Here is a 21,021-nt window from a genome sequence, read left to right as displayed (position 1 = left end):
TAGTTGCATTAAAAAATCAAGAGATTGTAATGGTCGTACTTCTCTCTTCAATAATGATATGATTTATTGTTTTTTTAATTAATAGCAAAAGGAGCACTTAAGCTAAAGGTAGGTATGGTTACTTTAAACTTTTTAGTAGTAGTAAAGTTTACCATGCTGTAATGGCCTTGCATAGCACCAAAAGGAGACGTTAGCAAACATCCGGAAGAATACGTATGTGATTCACCGGGCTTCAATACTGGTTTTTTACCAATAACACCTTCGCCAGAAACAGTTTCAACATTATTTAATGCATCTAAAATTTCCCAGTGGCGTGCATTAAGTTGTACAGAATCCTTACTTTGATTTTCAATAGTTATTGTATATCCAAAAGCATACTGCATTTTATAATTCTTATAAAACGAGCCTTCAAAGGTGGTAACCACCGATATCTTTATACCTTTTGTAATTTGTTGAACCATACAATACTTACTTGTGCAAAGTGTTTGCTGGGTGCTAAAATAATAAATATTAAGTGGTTAGTTGTAATTTTTAGTGTCTTTGGTTAAAAAAACAGATAAAAAGCACATTTAATTCGAAATATTAATCGAACTTCCTTCTCCAAGACCAATAATTTTATCGTATCGTGCACCTAAATCTCTATAATACACAATAACTTTATAATTGTTTTCTGTTTGGTAGAAGTTACCACTAATAAAACCTTCGTCAATGCCCTTGTTACCATCAGCAACAATATACTTATAGTTGTAAAAACCTTGTTTTAGTAACATGGAATTGGTGTAAATGTTACGAGATTCATCAAAAGTCATTTTAGTGCTTTCGTCAATAGTATAATTGTTAAAGTTCCCGTAAACATGAATATCTCTATTTTTTAAATCTTCTGTTGGTGGTAGTAAAGAGAAATGCATCCAAACATAATCTGCTTCAATGCTTGGGTTTTCTGCATCCATATTTAAAATAACGTAATTACCATTAATATCTGGGTTGTAGGTGTACGGTCTTGTAGCTCTCTCAAAATTTGTAAATAAATAATTGTGATATAAATCTTGTAAGTCTATACTTTGTATGCCTGTGTTGGAAGCCCGAACATCTTTGTTTTCGAAAAATAAATATTCATTACCACCCCAAAAGCTGGTTTCTGTATCATATTTATAAATTAATTGATTACCAATGGTGAATTGTGGTTTTATATTATAGATGGCAGTTTTTAAGTTGTTGTTTTGCACTATAACAGCCTTTACATTTCGTGAGGGATTATTGAATTGCATGGTTTTGGAATCAATAATAATCGCGATACGTTGTTTTTCCTCAATAAATTCTATGTCACGAGACCGCTTAACGCTAACACCAACATTGGCTGTGTTTTCATAAATCATGAATTTTCTTGAAAAAACCAATTCGTCGTAACTATTATAAATAGAAAGCATATAATTTCCCGATATTTTTAAGCGTCTGGTTTGAGCATTAGGAATGGTGAGTCTGTAGTGGGAATAAATCTGATAGGTATTGAACGAGTTTTCGTAATTTCTAATACGTTGGTTGTCAAAACCGTCCATGTATTCAGATTTCACCAGAATAGAAGGTGTCCAGTCATGATTAAAATGTTCGACCTTGTAGTAGTAATCTTCTTCATCGCCATTTAAGGCGTCAAATTCTAAAACTACATATTCGCCAAGTCTTAAAATTGGCAGTTGGGTTTCTGGTGTATTGCCTTTAAAATTGATGGTTTTAATATAATCGGGTGGGTTAACTTCTTCCACTTGACCAAACATCAAATTAAAGCATAAAAGTAGGGTTAAAAATAAGGGTGATTTTACTGACATTGTAAGACAATTTTTGTAAATATAAAACAATTTTTATGCCTAAGATTAAACTTCGTCGAAAGGCGGTAAATTTCTATTCGATTTATTATGATAACTGTATTTAAAATTTGTACTTTTGCACCGATTTTTAGACAACTAATTTCAATAAAAAAAATATGTCAAACGACATTCGCATTAAAAAAGGTCTAGACATTAAACTTAAAGGTGAAGCTGAAAAAACCTCTGAAAAGGCAATTTTAAGCAACTTTTATACTTTGAGACCTGAAGATTTCCACGGCGTTATACCTAAATTAATTTCTAAAGTTGGTACTAAAGTAAAAGCAGGTGAAGCTGTATTTTACGATAAGTCTAACGAAGCTGTAAAGTTTGCTTCTCCAGTTTCTGGCGAAGTTATAGAAATTGCTCGTGGTGAAAAACGCAAAATTCTAGCAATTAAAATCCAAGCAGATAAAGAGCAGACCTATCAAGATAATGGTAAGTTTGATTTAAATGCTGCAAATCCCGATGCTGTTAAATCACATTTATTAGCATCAGGTTGTTGGCCGTTTATAAAACAGCGTCCATACGATGTTATTGCAAATCCAGATAAGGCTCCTAAGGCTATTTTTATCTCTGGTTATGCAAGTGCGCCATTGGCAGCCGATTTGGATTTTACTTTAAAAGGAAAAGAATCTGAACTACAAGCAGCAGTAACAGCCTTAAGTAAACTAATCGAAGGCAAAGTGCATGTATCTGTTGGCGAAAATGGAATTTCTCCATTAGAAGGCTTAACTGGCGTAACATTACACAAGGTTTCCGGTCCTCATCCATCGGGGAATGTTGGAACCCATATAAACAAAATAGATCCTATCAGTAAGGGCGAATTTGTTTGGACGGTTACCCCTCAGGATTTAGTTATTATAGGTGAATTACTATTAACAGGAAAGTTCAATGCCGAGCGTGTTGTTGCTATGGTAGGCTCTTCGGTTGAAAAACCAAGATATTTCGTTACTAAAATAGGAAGCGAAGTAGCTACCATGATTTACGATAAAGGGGTTGCAAGAGACAGTAACGATCGTATTATTTCTGGAAATGTTTTAAGCGGAAAGCAAATACAGCCAGATGGTTTCTTAGATTATTACAGCAATGTGATTTCTATAATTCCTGAAGGTGATGATTATGAGTTTTTTGGATGGACAAAACCTATTTTCAAAAAATTATCTACATCAAGAGCACTTACTTTTTCTTGGCTAAACCCTAAGAAAGAATACGATTTAAATACCAATACCAATGGTGAACATCGTGCTTTTGTAACTACAGGAACTTACGAAGAGGTATTTCCTTTAGATATTTATCCTATGCAGATTTTAAAAGCATGTATGTATAAAGATCTAGATGAAATGGAAGCCTTGGGAATGTATGAAGTGGCTCCTGAAGATTTTGCATTAACAGAATTTGTTTGTGTTTCTAAACAACCACATCAAAAAATAATAAGAGAAGGTTTAGACTTAATGCTTAAAGAGATAGGATAATGGGTTTAAAAGATAAATTACATAATTTTAAGGAAAAGAACAAAGACAAAAAGTGGTTACCTGCGTTTTCAGCTATCCACACGTTTTTATACTTACCTAACGAGACCACTCATGGTGGAACTCATATAAAAGCAGCCGATGATTTAAAACGTACCATGAACACCGTTATTATGGCCATGGTACCATGTTTAATATTCGGGATGTTTAATGCCGGTTACCAACATAATTTACAAATAGGAGAAGTTCAGGCAGTAGCCGGAAGTTTCTTTAGTTCAGAGTTTTGGACGATGAGCAATTTCTTTATTGGTTTTTGGAAAATATTACCATTAGTTATTGTGTCTTATGGAGTTGGTTTAGGAATTGAATTCATATTTGCCATTATAAAAGGACACGAAGTAGAAGAAGGGTACTTGGTAACAGGTATGTTAGTACCTCTTATTGTACCAATAGATATACCATTATGGATGCTGGCCGTAGCCGTTGTATTTGGTGTAGTTATTGGTAAAGAAGTATTTGGAGGAACAGGAATGAATATCCTAAACCCGGCACTTACTATTAGAGCCTTTTTATTCTTTGCATATCCAACTTGGATGTCTGGAGATAAAGTATGGGTTGAAGGTGCTGTGGAAAGAGCAGGTGAAATAGCAGCAGGTGCTAAGCTTGATGCAATTTCAGGAGAAACCATATTAGGAAGTCTAGCACAAGGCAATGAAGCTGGTTATGAAGTTATGGATATGTTCTTTGGGTTTATTCCAGGATCTATAGGAGAAACATCAACCTTATTAATCCTATTAGGAGGATTGTTCTTAATCTTTGCAAAAATAGGAAGTTGGAGAATCATGCTGTCTTCTGTGTTAGGAGCCATAGCCATGGGATTCATCTTTAACTGGATTGTAGATGCAGGAGTGATTACAGAAAGTAGTAAGTTTTACGGATTAATGAGTACTGTATGGTGGCACCACCTGTTAATTGGAGGTTTTGCTTTTGGTGTGGTATTTATGGCTACCGATCCAGTTACAGCTTCTCAAACCAATAAAGGAAAGTGGGTTTACGGTTTTTTAATAGGGTTTATATCTATTATGATTCGCGTATTTAATCCTGCTTACCCAGAAGGTGTCATGTTAGCAATATTACTAATGAACGTATTTGCACCAACTATCGATCACTATGTGATACAAGGAAATGTTAAGAAAAGAATGAAACGTTTAAAAGCTAAAACTGCTTAAGTCATGAGTAATAAAACAGATTCTAACGTATATACATTACTATTTGCTATCGGAATGGTAGTTGTAGTAGGGGCGCTTTTAGCCTTTGTTGCTCAAACGTTAAAACCAACTATTGATGAGAACAAGCGTATTGAAAAGCAACAGAACATCCTTTACGCTATGGGAGTTAACGAAAATGACGAAAGTAGTGCCATTTTCATTGCAGATAAGGTAGTAGGAGCAGAGTTTAAAAAGTACATTACGAAGCAATTGGTAATAACAAATAAAACTAATGTTGAAGAGGATGCCCAAGCTTACTTAATCGATGTAAAGAAAGAGCAAGCTCAAGCTAAAGAAGGAAAAGAAAGACGTTTGCCTTTATTTGTTGGAGAGAAAGATGGTAAAACATATTATGTAGCACCAATTAGAGGTAAGGGACTTTGGGATGCCGTTTGGGGGTATGTTGCGATGAATGAAAAAATGGTGGTACAAGGAGCATACTTCGATCATAAAGGTGAAACCGCTGGTCTTGGGGCCAATATTAAAGAGCGTTACTTTATGGACGACTTTATTGGAGAACATCTTTTAGATGCTTCGGGTAATTTTGCCGGAATCGCTATTTCTAAAAGTAATGGAGATCCATTAAATAAAGATAAAACAGATAATGAGGTTGATGCTATTGCCGGAGCTACTATTACTGGCGACGGTGTTGCAGCTATGATTAAATCTGAATTGAAATTATACGTGCCTTATTTTAAAACTTTAAAAAACTAACCTATGGGACTATTATCAAAAAAAGACAGAAAGTTAATATTAGATCCTTTAGCAGATGATAACCCAATTACTATTCAGGTACTTGGTATATGTTCGGCCCTAGCGATTACGGCTCAGTTAAAGGCATCTATCGTAATGACCATTTCGGTAATATTCGTATTAGGTCTTGGTAACGTGGTTATTTCCTTGATAAGAAATATTATCCCATCTAAGATTAGAATTATTGTACAGTTAACAGTAGTAGCTTCTTTAGTAATTATTGTAGATCAAGTTTTAAAAGCATTCTCATACCAGTTGAGTAAAGAGTTAGGGGCTTTTATTGGATTGATTATTACTAACTGTATTATTATGGGACGTTTTGAAGCTTTTGCTTTAGGTAACGGCCCATGGAAATCGTTCCTTGATGGTGTTGGTAACGCACTTGGTTATGGTATTATCCTAATCATCGTTGGATTTTTTAGAGAATTACTAGGTTCTGGAACTTTATTAGGATTTAAAGTTTTAGGAGACCCTATTAATAAAACGGGATTATATGCAATTGGTTACGAGAATAACGGATTTATGTTATTAGCGCCAATGGCTTTAATTGTAGTGGGAATTATAATCTGGGTACAACGTACTAGAAACAAGGCATTAATTGAAGACTAAAATTAGTAGGCAGTAAACAGTCGCAGTTAGCAGTACTGAAAGACTGAACACTGGGCACTGAATACTGAACACTGAATACTAGAAAAAATGGAATATATAGAATTATTTTTCAAATCAATATTTATAGATAACATGGTATTTGCTACATTCCTTGGAATGTGTTCTTACCTGGCAGTATCTAAAAAAGTAAGTACGGCGGTTGGACTTGGAGCTGCGGTTATATTCGTACTATTAGTAACTGTGCCGTTAAACTGGTTATTAGATCAGTACATATTGCAGCCAGGAGCTTTAGCAAAATGGTTAGGAGAAGAATATGCATCTTACGATTTAAGTTTCTTATCCTTCATTATGTTTATTGCAACTATTGCAACCATGGTACAATTAGTAGAAATTGTAGTAGAGAAGTTCTCGCCATCGTTATATAACTCATTAGGTATATTTTTACCGCTTATTGCTGTAAACTGTGCCATTTTAGGAGGTTCGTTATTTATGCAATCTCGTGAGATTCCAACTATTGGTTTGGCTACGGTTTACGGATTGGGCTCTGGTATTGGATGGTTCTTAGCTATTTTAGCGATTGCAGCTATTCGTGAGAAGATAAGATATTCAAATGTGCCTCCAGCATTAAGAGGTTTAGGAATTACTTTTATCATTACAGGTTTAATGGCTATCGGATTTATGAGTTTTGGAGGTATGTTAACTGGAGGCGATGAAGAACCTAAAGCAGAAGAAAAAACAGCATTGATTGAAGAGGAGGCAGAAGAAGAGGAGATTAGTAAAGATATCGCTGATAACACAATAAAAGTAGTAGAATAACATGATATTAGCAGCAAGTACATTAGGAACAATTTTAGCAACTGTAGCGGCTTTTTTGGTATTAACACTAGCTTTAGTCGGGTTACTATTATTTGTAAAACAAAAATTATCACCATCTGGTCCGGTAAAAATTACCATAAATGGAGAAAGAGAAGTTGAAGTTGCCTCAGGAGATAGCTTATTAACGACTTTAGGTAATGAAAAAATATTTTTACCATCTGCATGTGGTGGTGGTGGAACATGCATTCAATGTGAATGCCATGTTTTAGAAGGAGGAGGAGAAGCACTTCCTACTGAAACACCACATTTTACTCGTAAAGAATTACAACATGGTGCGCGTTTAGCCTGTCAGGTTAAAGTTAAGCAGGATATGAATATTACCATTCCGGAAGAAGTGTTTGGTATTAAAAAATGGGAAGCAACTGTAGTACGTAACTATAACGTAGCCTCTTTTATTAAAGAGTTTGTTGTTGAGATTCCAGAAGATATGGGATATAAAGCAGGAGGGTATATTCAAATTGAAATACCAGAATGTGAAATTAAATATTCCGATATCGATATTACGGCACACCCTGAAGAGCATGAGACTCCAGATAAGTTTAAAGATGAATGGGATAAATTCAATCTTTGGCCATTAGTAATGAAAAATACAGAAACAGTTGAAAGAGCTTATTCTATGGCTTCTTTTCCAGCTGAAGGACGTGAGATCATGTTAAATGTACGTATTGCTACGCCACCATGGGATCGCGCTAAAAACGGATGGATGGATGTTAACCCAGGGGTTGCGTCATCTTATATATTCGCTCAAAAGCCAGGAGATAAAGTAATAATCTCGGGACCTTACGGTGAGTTCTTTATTAATGAGTCTGAAAGTGAAATGCTTTACGTAGGAGGTGGTGCAGGTATGGCACCAATGCGTTCGCACTTATACCACTTATTTAAAACATTAAGAACAGGAAGAAAAGTGACTTACTGGTATGGAGGTCGATCTAAGCGTGAGTTGTTTTACTTAGAGCATTTTTACGCTTTAGAAAAGGAATTTCCTAATTTTAAATTCTTCTTAGCTTTATCTGAGCCATTAGAAGAAGATAACTGGAAAGTAAAAGAAGATATAGATGCACCAGGAGATGGTTTTGTAGGCTTTATACATAATTGTGTAATAGATAATTATTTAAGCAAGCATGAAGCTCCTGAAGATATCGAATTATATTTCTGTGGACCACCATTAATGAATAAGGCGGTTCAAAAAATGGGAGAAGATTTTGGTATCCCAGATGAACATATTAGATTTGATGACTTTGGTGGATAAAAGTCTTTTAAAATACATACGCAAAACCCAACATTTTAATGTTGGGTTTTTTGTTTAAAGTATATGTATTAAGGTTTTTAATCGGTAACACTAAACTCATATTTTGGCTTTTCATTTTCTTCAAACTCAAACAGTTTTGTGTAAGCCATAACATTAGGAATACCATCTAAATCACACAAAAACCTAACTGTTTCGCTAAGACCGCTAAACAGAATATCTTTATTCGTAGGGTTTTTAGGTTTTTTGTTTTTATGATGTAATGGAAGTTCATAACCACAGGCTTTTAAAAAAACAGCTTCAATTTGTAGTAATTCTAAAGGAGAATAACCATTAAATTTCCGACCAAAGCTTTGATGTACTTTTCCAACATAGTTTAGTTTTAATGCCCCATGATATTCCGAAAGGTGCTTCCAACTATCGGTATTATCTAAAATATTACCAACAGCACATTGCTTACAGCACTCGGGATTCAATTCATTATTATGAAATGCTGTGTATAGTTTTTTTAAGGCTTGTTCTAAACGTTTTGAAGTTTCCATACGCTGCGTTTTTATAATGAATTAACGGATAAGAAGAATGTAGGTTTCACAAATAACTTTTTTGACTTCAAGCAAGCCATCAGCGAAAACACTTCTAATGCTTAGTTATAAAGTTACATAATTTTATTTATTGTTTAACTATTTTAAAGTTTTACTAATAGCAGAGTTTTGTTTAAAAGCAATAAAGTAAGCGAAAGAATAATCCTTTTTTTAAGGTGAGTTCGATTTAAAAGCAGTCTAATTTTAACGATAAATACACTAAAAATGTTACTTGTCACCTTGAGTACTTCGGCTATGCTCAGCATAAACTAAAGTCGAAAGGTCATTAAAACCTATAATTTTAAATAGGTTTCGACTTTAGCCTGTCTTGAGCGGAGTCGAAAGGCTCAACCCGACACTTGAATTACATCACTGGCATTCAGTATAATAACATTATGGTTACGTCGAACTCACGTTTTTTTAAGGTGTTTTTTAGAAAATGTTGAGTTAATGTACTAATTATTGCAACCTTGACGTTAAACGATTATGCGAAAATTTCTCATTTTAACTTTAATTCTAACAATTGCTGGTTTTATGATGTTTCAAATAAAACCAGTAAAAAACACAGCTAAAAGTTTGACTGCTGCTTTAGAACCCTTAAACTTATTAAATAAGGATAGCCTTACTATTAAATCCAGAGTTAATGTTCCTAAAGGTTATAAGCGTGTCGATTACGCGAAAGGATCTTTTCAAGATTATTTACGCAATTATAAACTAAAAGCATTTGGAACTAAAATAATTAATTACGACGACTCCGAGTATTATTGGCAACTGGGGCATATTGGGGTATTGGATATACCGGTACCAAAGAATGGTTTGCAACAATGCGCCGATGCATTAATTAGGGTTAGAAGTGAATACCTGTGGGATAATAACAGAAAAGATGATATTGGATTTAATTTTACTAGCGGACACTATTGTTCCTGGAAAAAATATGCAGAAGGTTACAGACCAAAAATAAAAGGGAACCAAGTAACCTTTCTAAAAACGGCTTCAGAAAATCACTCAAAAGAAAACTTTTATAAGTACTTAAATTTAATCTATATGTATTCTGGAACGCTTTCGTTGTACAATGAATTACCTAAAATAGAAAATGCTAAGGCCCTTAAAATTGGGGATATGTTAATTAAAGGAGGTTCTCCCGGCCATATTGTTATGATTTGCGATGAAGTTGAAAATAGTAAAGGAGAAAAATTGTATTTGTTATTTCAAGGAAATACACCGGCTCAAAGCGTTCATTTAGTTAAGAATTTAGAGCATTCGAATATTTCGCCATGGTATCAACTTAAAAAGGGTGTTAGGATTCCTGTTTCAAATTATACATTCGGCAGTTCTAAATTTGTTCGATTTAAATAGTGATATGATAGTGTAATAAAAAACAAAAGCTTTACTATAATTAGTAAAGCTTTTGTTTTTTTATCGCTGCAGTCTGACTTTGGCGCCTATATATATATTTTAAGTCAGGATTAACCTCATTGTACAATATTAGTACAATACCAGTACAAGAGGAAATTAATCGTCTAGATCAGATTTGTTATAAACCCAACCAGGTAATGATGTTCTATCGAAGTTTGGTTTTCTTAAAGTATTTACATTTTCAAAACAAGAAGCGTAAACTAATGTTTTAACATTTAAAATGTCGTATACTTGATCGTGTTGTTCTTTTGTGAAAGTTCCAAATACAAGATTTGGATCTACAGATTTGTAAACACCATCTTCTAACATAAATGCGAACATGTTTTTAACTTTACTTTCATAAAAATCGGTGTTTTTATCAAAGTCTTCTTCGTTTTCAATATAACTCTTACCAGCAACTAAAAGGTACTCGTTTCCAGATTTTGCATTCTTTACACTAACGGTACCTCTAAATAATAAGTGGTAACCTTCATGAAAGATACCAGGTCTTCCTTTGTCATTATCCTTGTTTTTATTGTAAAACTCTTCAAAGTAAGGAGCACTTAATTTTTTAATTTGATTAGAATGTACATGTTTTAAGAACTCTTCTTTTGTTTTAAAATAAGAAGGTAAATTATCGGCACAATAACCAGGGTACCATGCAGGAGTATATTCGCTATGTAATAACTCGTGGCTTCCTTTTTTAAAGATTACGGGATGCTCGTAAACTCTTGGATTGTAGAATTTGTAGTTTCCAATTGTGAACAGTTCACACTTGGTAACAATAGTGTCTTCTTGTACATTAGTCTTGCAAGAAACAATGACTAAGCAAAAAAGCATTAAAGTTTTTAGTACTGTTTTATTCATAACTTAAAGTATTGTTGTAAACTTAAAATAATAGGCAATTTTAGGCTTACATGGTTAAATTTTTAAGAATAAACTTGCGCTTATTCTAACTTTGGGTTTGTTAGTTTGTTATTAATTTTTTGATTATAAATTAAAGTTGATATAATTGACCTAATTTATTATTGTTAATAACGAACCAAATATAATTTTTTTTTTGAATCAAATAGATGAAAAGCATAAAAAATCGACAAAATGTTATTTTTTTGTTGGTTAATCTTATAATAAAGTTGAATTTACATACGAAAAAGCATTAAAAAACATAAAAATTTTAATATTTTTAATGAAAACAAGAAAAGTATAAGGGTATGAAAAAACAAAAATAAATACATTTATTGTAATTATTTTGTTAGTAATACCTAATAGAAAAGGGGTTAATTTTTTTAAATACTTATTTTTAACAGTCTTTCTAAGGCTAAACATTTTAATTCTGGTTTAAGCAGAATAATAATATTAATTTTGTACCATGAGTAAACCACTTACTGAGCAAGAATTGCACAATTTGGCTATGAACCATGTTGGAAAAGATTTAGAAAAGCGAGGTTTTGAATTTATAGCTGTAAATAGTAAGCTTAAAAAGCATCCGCAGTTTGTTTGTATAGACAAAAAAAAGCAGTATTATTTTGTAATTGTAAGAGTTGTTATTTTACCCGATAACCCGAATAACTATGATGTTGTTTGGATGGAGTCGTTTAAAAAGCATGCTCGGGAAAAGAATGCTAAAGTTTTGTATGCAGGTGTTGGATTGGGAAATGTAAATGGTGAAAAGGGACCTATTTATTTAGATAATGAGTATCTCTTGGAGTATAATGGCATACAAGTTTTAGAAACAAATTTTAATTGAGAATAAGATGCAAAAACGACTGGTTAAGACCATTAATTATGTTTCAATTATAGTTTCGGTATTTCTGGTATTCGCATTTATTTCCTGTAAAGAAGTTAAAAATACAGATCGTCTGGGTTTAAAAAATACTAAACTATCGGGGTCTGTTTTTGGAACATTCTATGAGGCAACATACAGTTCTGATGTTAATTATGAAAAACAATTCGATAGTCTGTTTTACGTCATTAATAAATCAATGTCTACCTATCAGGCAAATTCAGATATATCCAAATTAAACAGAAATGAAGCTGTTAAAATTGATGAACATTTTAAAAAGGTATATGAGGCTTCAAAAATTATTTATAAAGAAACCAAAGGGGCTTTCGATCCTACCATTGGTGCAGTTGTAAATGCCTGGGATTTTGGACCGGAAGGCAAGGTTGTGAATTTAGATAGTTTAAAAATAGATAGCTTGATGCTTACGGTAGGTTTTAATAAAATTAACAGATTGCATGATAGTATTACAAAACCAGAGGGAACATTCATCGATTTTAATGCCATAGCCAAAGGTTACGGCGTAGATGTTATTGCAAAGTTCCTAGATTCCAAAAACATTAAAAACTATATCGTCAATATTGGTGGGGAACTTAACGCCAAAGGCATTAATGTTGAAAAGAACAAGGGGTGGACAGTAGGTGTTGAAAAACCTAATTTTGATGGTACTCAATCTCTTTCTAGAACACTTGTTTTAACCAATGAAGCTATGGCAACTTCAGGGACGTACAGAAAATTTAAAATAGATAAAAACGGAAACCGGTATGCCCATATTATTGATACCAAAACAGGTTATCCCAGCAAGACGAATTTATTGAGTATTTCTGTAATTGCGAAAGATTGTATGACAGCCGATGCATATTCTACGGCTTTTAAAACTATGGGTATTGAAAAAGTGAAAGCGTTTTTAGAATCGCATCCGGAGCTTAAAGTATTTCTAATTTTTGAGAATGAAAATAAGGAGTTGGAAACTTTAGCTTTAAACGGATTTCCTGGATAGTTCCATTTTTAAGATGAGCTACCAAAAGTTAATAAGTAATAAAAACCAGCCTGTAGCTAAAAGCAAGCCTCCTATAGGAGTAACAGGACCTAAAAACCGAAGCTTTTTTCCTTTAGAATCAGATAAAACCAATCCGTAGATACTAAAAGAAAATAAAAGGATACCTATAGTAAAGCACCAGTAAATAGCAGGGGTTATCATTTTGAAATTAAACCCTAGTACAAGTAAAACAATGGCATGGTACATTTGATATTTTATGCCCGTTTCAAAACTTTTTAGTTGTTCTGCCGATAAAACTTTTTTAAGAGTATGGGCACCAAAGGCCCCAAAAATTACAGATAGCATACCGAACACAGCAGCAGTTACTATAATGATTTGTTGAGTCATAATTTATTAATTTCTATAAACTTATTTGTAAACCACCGGAATAATTTCACCTTGAGCTAAACAGTATTTAGTTACATCTTCACTAGAAAGTGTCGAAGTATAATCAACTTCTTCAACTTTAAAGCCAATATTACGGAGCTTATCGAAATAATCACGACCATAAACACGTACATGGTCATATTGTCCAAAGATTTTAGCACGCTCTTTCTTATCTGTTATAGAATCGTCTTCAAATGTCTTTTCTCTCGTTAAGTCCTGAGGAATTTGAAAAACACCCATACCACCAACTTTCAAAACACGATACAGTTCTTGCATGGCCTTTGTGTCGTCTGGAATATGTTCTAATACGTGATTGCAGAGAATAACATCAAACTCATCGTTTTTAAATGGTAGATTGCAAATATCTGCTTTTACATCGGCCAACGGAGAATTTAAATCGGTAGTAACATATTCAAGATTTTTCATCTTTCTAAAACGCTTATAAAAGGCTTGCTCCGGGGCAAAGTGCAGTACTTTTAATGATGAACTTGTTTCAGGTTGGAAGAAATCGGTTTCGTTTTTTAAATATAACCATAGCAATCTATGACGCTCTAAAGAAAGCGTAGAAGGGGAGAGTACATTGTTGCGTTGTGTACCGTAACCATAGGGCAAAAAACTTTTAAAGCTTTTGCCATCTATAGGATCGGTATAAGTATTACCTCTTAAAAGGAATGCTAAAATGGGACGCACCAAATAACTTAACCTAATTAGTAAAGGTCTGGGTATGGTGTTGAGTATTAATTTAAAGATTTTCTTCACAAAGTTTCACAAAGTTGCACAGGGAATTCGCAGAGATTCACTGAGGTGTATTTATAAATCGTTTAATTCCGTTTTTTAAAAGTTTGGTATGAAAATTTATTAATAACCCTAACGGATAATTTCCTAATTTCATATAGGTTAATATCTGAGCAAAATGAACGTCGGTAAAAGCTTCTACAGTTTTGAGTTCTATTACAATTTTGTTTTCGACTAATAAGTCGATTCTATAACCATGATCTAGTTTTATGTCTTTATATGTTATAGGAAGTGTCTTTTCTTTAATAACGTTTAAGCCAAGGTTTTTCAGCTCAAAAAGCAAACATTCCTGATATGCAGATTCTAACAATCCTGGACCTAAAATTCGATGCACTTCAATAGCTGCTCCGATAATTTTTTTAGTTAGATTATTGTTATCCATTAATATTTCTCTGCGTATCTCAGTGAAAAACTTAGTGTAACTCTGCGAAACAACCTATAAGACTAAAGCCTTTTGCCTAAACTCATCTTCTTCGTTACTCACAATACCCAAAGCTTCATGTACATATGCAAATGTGGATAGTATTTCGGGTTTTCCATCTACAAGAGCCACGTCATGTTCAAAATGAACACTAGGTTTGCCGTCCTGAGTTACGATAGTCCATCCATCTTTTAATTGTCTCACTTTATGGGTGCCACCATTTATCATGGGTTCAATAGCCACTACCATACCTTCAACAAACTTCTTACCGCGACCACGACGCCCATAATTTGGCATTTCCGGATCTTCATGCATTTTTTTGCCTAATCCATGGCCAACTAATTCACGAACGACTCCATAACCATGAGATTCACAATGTTGTTGTATCGCAAAACCAACATCTCCAACACGATTGTTAAGTTTAAATTCCCTAATACCAATATAAAGAGACTCTTTAGTAACTTGTATAAGTTTTTTGGTTTCTGGATCTACTTCACCAATTTCGAAAGTGTAGGCATGATCTCCGTAAAACTCGTTCATCAATGCGCCGCAATCAATAGAAACGATGTCACCATCCTTTAAAGGTGTCTGCGTTGGTAGACCGTGTACTACGGCATCGTTTACACTGCAAAGTAATGTTGACGGACAGTCGTACAATCCTAAAAAACCAGGCAAAGCACCTTGATCTCTTATAAATTCTTCGGCGAGCTTGTCAAGTTGCATGGTGGTAACACCTTCCTTAACTTCTTTGGCAAGCATACCAAGTGTTTTCGATACTATTAATGCACTTTGACGCATTAATTCAATTTCTTCTTTTGTTTTTACTACAATCATGCTTAAAAAAATAATGGCAAAGATACTCAAAATTAAGTATTAATATTTTTGTGCTAAATATGACTTTTGACATTTTTTAAGAGGTTGTAAATGAATACATTTATTGGACAAAATTCAATAAGATGTATAAAATTGTTAGTGCAGAAGACGCTGTTAAAGTAATTAAAAGCAACAACAGGGTATATATTCAAGCAGCTGCTGCAGCTCCGCAGTTGTTAATGAAAGCCATGACAGAGCGTCACGAAGAGCTAAGAAACGTAGAAGTTTGTCATTTACATGTTGAGGGGGTAGCTGGTTATGCTAACCCTGAACTTAGAGATAGCTTTCACGTAAACTCGTTTTTTATTGGAAATAATGTGCGTCATACATTAACAGAAGGTAACGGATCTTACACACCTGTTTTTTTGAGTGAATTGCCATTATTATTTAAAAGGAATATTTTACCATTAGATGTCGCATTAATTCATGTATCTGTTCCAGACAAACATGGATATTGCTCATTGGGGGTTTCGGTAGAAGCCACCTTAGCGGCTATCGATAATGCTAAAATTGTAGTAGCTCAGGTAAACGAGCAAATGCCTAGAACCCATGGAGATGGTATTATTCATATTACCGAAATAGATTTGTTTGTTGAGTGTAATGAAGCAATACCGTCCCACACATTAGGGGAACCATCACCTATTGAAAATAAAATAGGGGATTATATCGCCGGTTTAATTGAAGACAAAAGTACATTACAAATGGGGATTGGAACCATTCCTAATGCCGTATTATCACGTTTAAAGAATCATAAGGATTTGGGATTGCATACGGAAATGTTTTCTGATGGTGTTATCGATTTAATTTTAAAAGATGTTATTAACGGAAATTATAAAGGCGTAAGTCCAGGACGAGCATTGTCTACATTTTTAATTGGGTCTAAACGACTGTATGATTACGTTGATGATAATCCGTTTGTAGAAATGCGCGAATCGGATTATGTGAACGATGTTTCTATTATTAAACAGAATCCTCGAATGGTTGCCATTAATTCCGCTATAGAAGTAGATGTAACAGGTCAGGTTTGTGCAGATTCTATTGGGGCAAAAATGTACTCGGGTGTAGGTGGACAAATGGATTATATTAGAGGAGCTTCTTTAAGTGAAGGAGGCAAAGCAATTATTGCATTGCCCTCGGTTACAAAAAAAGGAATAAGCCGTATTGTGCCATCTTTAAAGTCTGGAGCGGGTATTGTTACTACTAGAGCCCATGTGCATTATATTGTTACGGAGTATGGAATTGCCAACTTATACGGCAAAACTATAAAAGAAAGAGTTAAGGCATTGGTGAATATCGCACATCCCGACCATAGAGAGTTTATTGATAAGACGTATTACGAATTAATTTAGGGGTATCTTATTTTGAAAACCGGTTGAATTCACTTGTAGATTAATCGAACTCAAATTATTTAAGAAAACCAAAGAAGCCTTTCTTCTTTTTAATTTCGGGAGGGTTTGTATTGGTGAGTGTTTGATATATTTCACCCCATCCTAAAAAACCGCCGATATTTCTATCATCGATAAAAATATCGGCGTTAATTTTTCTACTTATATCGCTGGTATATTCTTCTTCTGGAAAACTGTTGTTTATAGCATAGAACGAGATGCCATTATCTTTACAGAATGCAACGGCTTCATTTAGCCTTGTACCAGATCTGTAAGTCCATAAAATAAGTCGATGCCCATCATCTTGTAGCTTTTTTAAAGTTTCAAAAGCAAACAACATAGGCTTTCCTATTTTAGGATATGCATCTTCAACAATAGTTCCATCGAAATCTATTGCTATAACAAGTTGATTGTTAAAATTCATCTAGGTTATAAACTCGGGTTCTCAACAAAAGTACAACAATTTATTTTTAAACTGCTTAAACCAAAGGATGTTGGGTCATAGATTCAGGTTGTTCAACGCCCATTAACTTTAAAATAGTAGGAGCCATATCGCCTAAAATACCATCTTCAATAGCTTTTAGTTCTTTATCAATTAAGATAACTGGAACTGGGTTTGTGGTATGTGCTGTATGAGGTGTACCATCTGGGTTTATCATAGTTTCGCAATTACCATGATCTGCAATAAGTAAGGTTGTGTAATCATTTTCTAAAGCTGCGTTAATAACATCTTCTACACATGTGTCTACTGCTTCGCAAGCCTTTATTGCAGCTTCCATAACACCAGTATGACCTACCATGTCGCCATTGGCAAAATTTAAACAAACAAAATCAACATCACCTTTTTGAAGCTCAGGAATTAATGCATCACGTAATTCGTAAGCACTCATTTCTGGTTTTAAATCGTATGTAGCTACTTTTGGTGAATTTCTTAAAATACGCGTTTCACCATTAAAAGGCTCTTCACGGCCGCCAGAGAAAAAGAAAGTAACGTGTGGATACTTTTCTGTTTCTGCAATACGGATTTGCTTTTTGTTGTTTTTTTCTAAAATTTCACCAAGGGTTTCAGATAAATTCTCTTTATTGAAAATAACATTTACATTTTTATAAGTTTCATCATAATTAGTAAGAGTTACATAGTGTAAATCCAATTTATGCATGTTTTGCTCATGGAAATCTGTTTGCGATAAAGCTTCGGTTAATTCTCTACCACGGTCTGTTCTAAAGTTGAAGAAGATAACCACATCGCCTTCTTTTATTTTAGCTTGAGGATTTCCCGATTCATCAACCATAATGATTGGTTTGATAAACTCATCGGTAATATCATTTTTATAGCTCTTTTGAATAGTTTCGGTTACATTGGTAGCATGTTCACCAATACCGTTAACCACAGCATCGTAAGCCAGTTTTACACGTTCCCAGCGTTTGTCTCTATCCATAGCATAATAGCGACCAGTAACAGTTGCTAATTTGCTATTCGTTTTTTCTAAATGTCCTTCCAATTCAGTAAGGAAACCATAGCCCGATTTTGGGTCTACGTCACGGCCGTCAGTAAACGCGTGTACAAAAGTATTGGTTAGACCAAAATCGTTTGCAGCTTCCAACAGTCCAAATAAATGATTAATGTGAGAATGTACACCACCATCACTTAGCAATCCTAAAAAATGAACATCCTTGTTGTTGGTTTTAGCATAGTTAAATGCATCTACTAGTACTTCTTCGTTATTTAATGTTTTATTTTTTACGGCTAAATTAACTTTTACCAAATCTTGATAAACAATACGTCCAGCTCCAAGATTCATATGGCCCACTTCGCTATTCCCCATTTGGCCTTCAGGTAACCCAACATGTAATCCGTCGGTTCTTAGGGTGGCGAATGGGTATTTTTTGTAAAGAGAGTCGATAAAAGATGTGTTAGCGTGGTCGATAGCAGAAACTTTAGGGTCTGGAGAATTGCCCCAACCATCGAGTATCATTAAGATAACTTTTTTGTCCATTTTTTTATGATTTTAATAAGAAGCAAAGATAAAGAAGTTATATAAAATAGAGGCTAAAAACCCGCTTAAATACTAGAGTTTTAAGGGCTTTTGATGATCCTTTTAAAAAAGAATCAATCAGTTAATTATTTGTGAAAAAAAAGTTAAAAATGTGTTATTTCTTTTATTTTGTGTAACAGTTTCAAATTATTATCGTCTCTTTATTAAATCAAAAAACGAATCAATAAATCAAATTAAATCTTTCATCATGAAAAAATCAATCATTATTACTGCCATCGCATTATGTTTCTCTGTTGTAACTGTTAATGCAAAATCTATTACAAATAATACTAACAATACAAATGCAGAGTTTGTATTTAAGGTAAACTCTTTTTGCGTTTCAATTGCTAAAGGAGATTTAGAAACTGTTAAGAAACTTATTGACAGAGGAGCAGACATAAACGAAATGTCTAATGGAATGACTCCAGCTATGTATGCTGCTAAATTTAACAGAACAGAAATTTTAAAGCTTTTAATTGCTAAAGGCGCTAATTTAAAAACAAGATCTGCTAAAAAAATGACAGCACTTAAATATGCAGAATTGCACGGAGCAAAAGATGCAGTTTCAATAATAAAAGAAGCATTATCTAAATCGAAAAAGAAAAAGTAATTATAATATAAATAATTATTTTGAGCTAGTCACTCATAAAAAGCCTTGATTTTTCAAGGCTTTTTTATTATTGATGTTTATATTTTTCTATGGCTTCTCTAATTTTTTCAATTCTGTTGTCTGGATCTGGATGCGTGCTTTTAAACTCTGGTACTCGATTAGGGCCTGCAGCAGCTTTTAAAATTTCCATAACACCTATCATTTCTTCTGGGTTATAACCAGCTTTAAGCATAAAAAGAACCCCGAGTTCATCACTCTCTAATTCATCATCCCGACCATTGGTTAATAAGGTATTTTGCCCAATACGATTTACGAGCCCTCCCATATCTGCTCCAACAGAACCGGCAGTTGCCAATCCTTGCCAATATTCGCTTTCGGCTATTCTCTCTGCGCTATGGCGCCCTAGAACATGTCCGATCTCATGTCCTAAAACTCCGGCGAGTTGATCTTCGTTTTCTAATTTTGAAAATAGCGCATAGGTAATAAAAATTTGCCCTCCGGGTAATGCGAATGCATTTATAGCGTTCGGGTCTGCTAATAAATGAAATTCATATCGGTAGGGTGTATCCTTGGCCATACTGCTGTTTACTAACTTATTACCAACATTGTCTACCAAAGCCTGATATTGATTGTTGGAATGTAGACCACCGTGCTGCTGTGCCATTTGTGGTGCGCTTTGTATTCCAATAGCTATTTCTTTATCGGGAGTCATCGATATGGTTTGCATTCTTCCTGTATAAGGATTCTCTTCTTGTTGGCTGCATCTTTTAAAAACAAAGAAAATCGCAATAGCTGCGCCAATTAATAATCGTACCTTAAGGTTTTTTCTTCTCATCTTTTGAAATTTAATCAAAAATAATTCTCCTACGTTCTGTGCGGAAAATTCTATTGAAATTGTTAGTCATTGCAACTAAAAATATAAAATTTTATACACAAATGTTAATTGTATGTAATTAATACAGGTTTTAATAGAAGTTTAATTATTAATTAGACCCCATATTTTTATTAAAAGTCACAGGGAAATTACGAAAAAATAGAATTAATTTTAAGCACCATATTATAAAAACAGACTATGGCTTTTACATTTAAAATTATAGAAAAGGAAAATATAAAATTTGTTATTCCTTTGGTACAAAAACTTAATGGGCATAAAATTACCTATGAGGTATTGGAGCAGCGCTTTTCTGAAATGATTACTCAAAATTACGAATGTGCGGTAATATATGATGGTGATAAACTAATAGGAGTTTCTGGTTTGTGGTTTTGTACAAGACATTATTCTGGAAAGAGCGTGGAAGCAGACCATGTTTATATTGATGAAACTTATAGAGGACAGGGTTTAGGGAAACGATTTTTTGAATGGATATACAATTATGCTAAAGAAAAAGGGTATGAAACCGTGGAATTAAATACCTATGTAAGTAATCCTGCGTCTCATAAGTTTTATTATAATGAGGGCTTTAGCATTTTAGGATTTCATTTTTTAAAAAAGTTATGAATTTTTCTTGCAAAAGAGTTAACAGTTTACATATATTTGCACCATAGGAATGCGGGAGTAGCTCAGTTGGTAGAGCGTCAGCCTTCCAAGCTGAATGTCGCCAGTTCGAACCTGGTCTCCCGCTCTTAAAGCTTCATA

At 33.9% G+C, this 21,021-nt stretch carries 23 protein-coding genes and 1 tRNA gene; 13 read left to right on the top strand and 11 right to left on the bottom strand.

Annotation, left to right across the window (positions count from 1 at the left end; all coding sequences use genetic code 11):
* Positions 1 to 74: 74 nt before the first annotated feature.
* Together apaG and C1H87_RS06795 are read right to left on the bottom strand one after the other, a co-directional pair.
* A complete protein-coding gene (apaG, locus tag C1H87_RS06800; RefSeq protein WP_102755088.1) occupies positions 75 to 461 on the bottom strand; it encodes a Co2+/Mg2+ efflux protein ApaG in 387 nt (128 codons plus the stop codon).
* Positions 462 to 569: 108 nt separating this feature from the next.
* A complete protein-coding gene (locus C1H87_RS06795) occupies positions 570 to 1,823 on the bottom strand; it encodes a type IX secretion system plug protein (protein ID WP_102755087.1) in 1,254 nt (417 codons plus the stop codon).
* A 155-nt stretch (positions 1,824 to 1,978) separates the two neighbouring features.
* On the opposite strand from C1H87_RS06795, the gene C1H87_RS06790 reads away from it, so the two are divergent.
* From C1H87_RS06790 to nqrF, 6 genes are all read left to right on the top strand, one after another.
* Entirely contained in the window at positions 1,979 to 3,334 is a 1,356-nt protein-coding gene (locus C1H87_RS06790; protein WP_102755086.1) for a Na(+)-translocating NADH-quinone reductase subunit A, read from the top strand.
* Positions 3,334 to 4,560, top strand: coding sequence for an NADH:ubiquinone reductase (Na(+)-transporting) subunit B (locus C1H87_RS06785; RefSeq protein WP_102755085.1), 1,227 nt, complete (start codon positions 3,334 to 3,336; stop codon positions 4,558 to 4,560). Before C1H87_RS06790 ends, C1H87_RS06785 begins: the two co-directional genes overlap by 1 nt.
* A gap of 3 nt (positions 4,561 to 4,563) precedes the next feature.
* Positions 4,564 to 5,313 carry a Na(+)-translocating NADH-quinone reductase subunit C gene (locus C1H87_RS06780; RefSeq protein ID WP_102755084.1) on the top strand — a complete coding sequence of 250 codons (750 nt, stop codon included), beginning with the start codon at positions 4,564 to 4,566 and terminating at the stop codon, positions 5,311 to 5,313.
* Between the two features lie 3 nt (positions 5,314 to 5,316).
* Entirely contained in the window at positions 5,317 to 5,961 is a 645-nt protein-coding gene (locus C1H87_RS06775) for an NADH:ubiquinone reductase (Na(+)-transporting) subunit D (protein ID WP_102755083.1), read from the top strand.
* Positions 5,962 to 6,048: 87 nt separating this feature from the next.
* Positions 6,049 to 6,777, top strand: a complete 729-nt coding sequence (gene nqrE / locus C1H87_RS06770) for an NADH:ubiquinone reductase (Na(+)-transporting) subunit E (RefSeq protein WP_102755082.1) — start codon at positions 6,049 to 6,051, stop codon at positions 6,775 to 6,777.
* 1 nt (position 6,778) lies between these two features.
* Positions 6,779 to 8,086, top strand: a complete 1,308-nt coding sequence (nqrF, locus tag C1H87_RS06765) for an NADH:ubiquinone reductase (Na(+)-transporting) subunit F (protein ID WP_102755081.1) — start codon at positions 6,779 to 6,781, stop codon at positions 8,084 to 8,086.
* Positions 8,087 to 8,163: 77 nt separating this feature from the next.
* Here nqrF and C1H87_RS06760 read toward each other — a convergent pair whose 3' ends face one another.
* On the bottom strand, positions 8,164 to 8,625 hold the full coding sequence (locus tag C1H87_RS06760) for a Na(+)-translocating NADH-quinone reductase subunit F (RefSeq protein WP_102755080.1): 462 nt from the start codon (positions 8,623 to 8,625) through the stop codon (positions 8,164 to 8,166).
* 525 nt (positions 8,626 to 9,150) lie between these two features.
* Between C1H87_RS06760 and C1H87_RS06755 the strand changes: the two genes are divergently transcribed.
* Positions 9,151 to 10,020: a DUF4846 domain-containing protein gene (locus C1H87_RS06755; protein WP_102755079.1), complete on the top strand. Its 870-nt coding sequence runs from the start codon at positions 9,151 to 9,153 to the stop codon at positions 10,018 to 10,020.
* A 156-nt stretch (positions 10,021 to 10,176) separates the two neighbouring features.
* Here the strand turns inward: C1H87_RS06755 and C1H87_RS06750 are convergent, their stop codons facing one another.
* Positions 10,177 to 10,926, bottom strand: coding sequence for a hypothetical protein (locus tag C1H87_RS06750; RefSeq protein ID WP_102755078.1), 750 nt, complete (start codon positions 10,924 to 10,926; stop codon positions 10,177 to 10,179).
* A 502-nt stretch (positions 10,927 to 11,428) separates the two neighbouring features.
* Here C1H87_RS06750 and C1H87_RS06740 point away from each other — a divergent pair.
* A complete protein-coding gene (locus C1H87_RS06740; RefSeq protein WP_102755076.1) occupies positions 11,429 to 11,806 on the top strand; it encodes a Na(+)-translocating NADH-quinone reductase subunit F in 378 nt (125 codons plus the stop codon).
* A 7-nt stretch (positions 11,807 to 11,813) separates the two neighbouring features.
* The gene (locus C1H87_RS06735; RefSeq protein ID WP_102755075.1) at positions 11,814 to 12,839 is read left to right on the top strand and encodes an FAD:protein FMN transferase; all 1,026 of its coding nucleotides are present in this window, start codon (positions 11,814 to 11,816) and stop codon (positions 12,837 to 12,839) included.
* A gap of 18 nt (positions 12,840 to 12,857) precedes the next feature.
* Here the strand turns inward: C1H87_RS06735 and C1H87_RS06730 are convergent, their stop codons facing one another.
* The 4 genes from C1H87_RS06730 to map are packed head-to-tail and all read right to left on the bottom strand — an operon-like array spanning position 12,858 to position 15,315.
* Positions 12,858 to 13,226, bottom strand: coding sequence for a DUF423 domain-containing protein (locus C1H87_RS06730; RefSeq protein ID WP_102755074.1), 369 nt, complete (start codon positions 13,224 to 13,226; stop codon positions 12,858 to 12,860).
* A gap of 21 nt (positions 13,227 to 13,247) precedes the next feature.
* Positions 13,248 to 14,024, bottom strand: coding sequence for a class I SAM-dependent methyltransferase (locus tag C1H87_RS06725; RefSeq protein ID WP_102755073.1), 777 nt, complete (start codon positions 14,022 to 14,024; stop codon positions 13,248 to 13,250).
* Positions 14,025 to 14,061: 37 nt separating this feature from the next.
* A complete protein-coding gene (locus C1H87_RS06720; protein WP_102755072.1) occupies positions 14,062 to 14,442 on the bottom strand; it encodes a GxxExxY protein in 381 nt (126 codons plus the stop codon).
* 54 nt (positions 14,443 to 14,496) lie between these two features.
* Positions 14,497 to 15,315, bottom strand: a complete 819-nt coding sequence (gene map, locus C1H87_RS06715) for a type I methionyl aminopeptidase (protein ID WP_102755071.1) — start codon at positions 15,313 to 15,315, stop codon at positions 14,497 to 14,499.
* 122 nt (positions 15,316 to 15,437) lie between these two features.
* On the opposite strand from map, the gene C1H87_RS06710 reads away from it, so the two are divergent.
* Entirely contained in the window at positions 15,438 to 16,703 is a 1,266-nt protein-coding gene (locus C1H87_RS06710; RefSeq protein ID WP_102755070.1) for an acetyl-CoA hydrolase/transferase family protein, read from the top strand.
* Between the two features lie 55 nt (positions 16,704 to 16,758).
* Here C1H87_RS06710 and C1H87_RS06705 read toward each other — a convergent pair whose 3' ends face one another.
* Together C1H87_RS06705 and gpmI are read right to left on the bottom strand one after the other, a co-directional pair.
* The gene (locus tag C1H87_RS06705) at positions 16,759 to 17,163 is read right to left on the bottom strand and encodes a BT0820 family HAD-type phosphatase (RefSeq protein WP_102755069.1); all 405 of its coding nucleotides are present in this window, start codon (positions 17,161 to 17,163) and stop codon (positions 16,759 to 16,761) included.
* A gap of 55 nt (positions 17,164 to 17,218) precedes the next feature.
* On the bottom strand, positions 17,219 to 18,736 hold the full coding sequence (gene gpmI, locus C1H87_RS06700) for a 2,3-bisphosphoglycerate-independent phosphoglycerate mutase (RefSeq protein ID WP_102755068.1): 1,518 nt from the start codon (positions 18,734 to 18,736) through the stop codon (positions 17,219 to 17,221).
* A gap of 247 nt (positions 18,737 to 18,983) precedes the next feature.
* On the opposite strand from gpmI, the gene C1H87_RS06695 reads away from it, so the two are divergent.
* Entirely contained in the window at positions 18,984 to 19,385 is a 402-nt protein-coding gene (locus C1H87_RS06695; RefSeq protein WP_102755067.1) for an ankyrin repeat domain-containing protein, read from the top strand.
* A gap of 67 nt (positions 19,386 to 19,452) precedes the next feature.
* Here the strand turns inward: C1H87_RS06695 and C1H87_RS06690 are convergent, their stop codons facing one another.
* Positions 19,453 to 20,220 (bottom strand): M48 family metalloprotease, encoded by a 768-nt coding sequence (locus tag C1H87_RS06690; RefSeq protein ID WP_102755066.1) that lies wholly within the window; start codon positions 20,218 to 20,220, stop codon positions 19,453 to 19,455.
* 237 nt (positions 20,221 to 20,457) lie between these two features.
* Between C1H87_RS06690 and C1H87_RS06685 the strand changes: the two genes are divergently transcribed.
* Positions 20,458 to 20,883 (top strand): GNAT family N-acetyltransferase, encoded by a 426-nt coding sequence (locus C1H87_RS06685; RefSeq protein WP_102755065.1) that lies wholly within the window; start codon positions 20,458 to 20,460, stop codon positions 20,881 to 20,883.
* Positions 20,884 to 20,934: 51 nt separating this feature from the next.
* Positions 20,935 to 21,007, top strand: a tRNA-Gly gene (locus tag C1H87_RS06680).
* Positions 21,008 to 21,021: the final 14 nt, after the last annotated feature.

This window comes from Flavivirga eckloniae, from assembly GCF_002886045.1.
Taxonomy (GTDB): domain Bacteria; phylum Bacteroidota; class Bacteroidia; order Flavobacteriales; family Flavobacteriaceae; genus Flavivirga; species Flavivirga eckloniae.
This window is presented reverse-complemented; position numbering and strand designations above follow the sequence as displayed.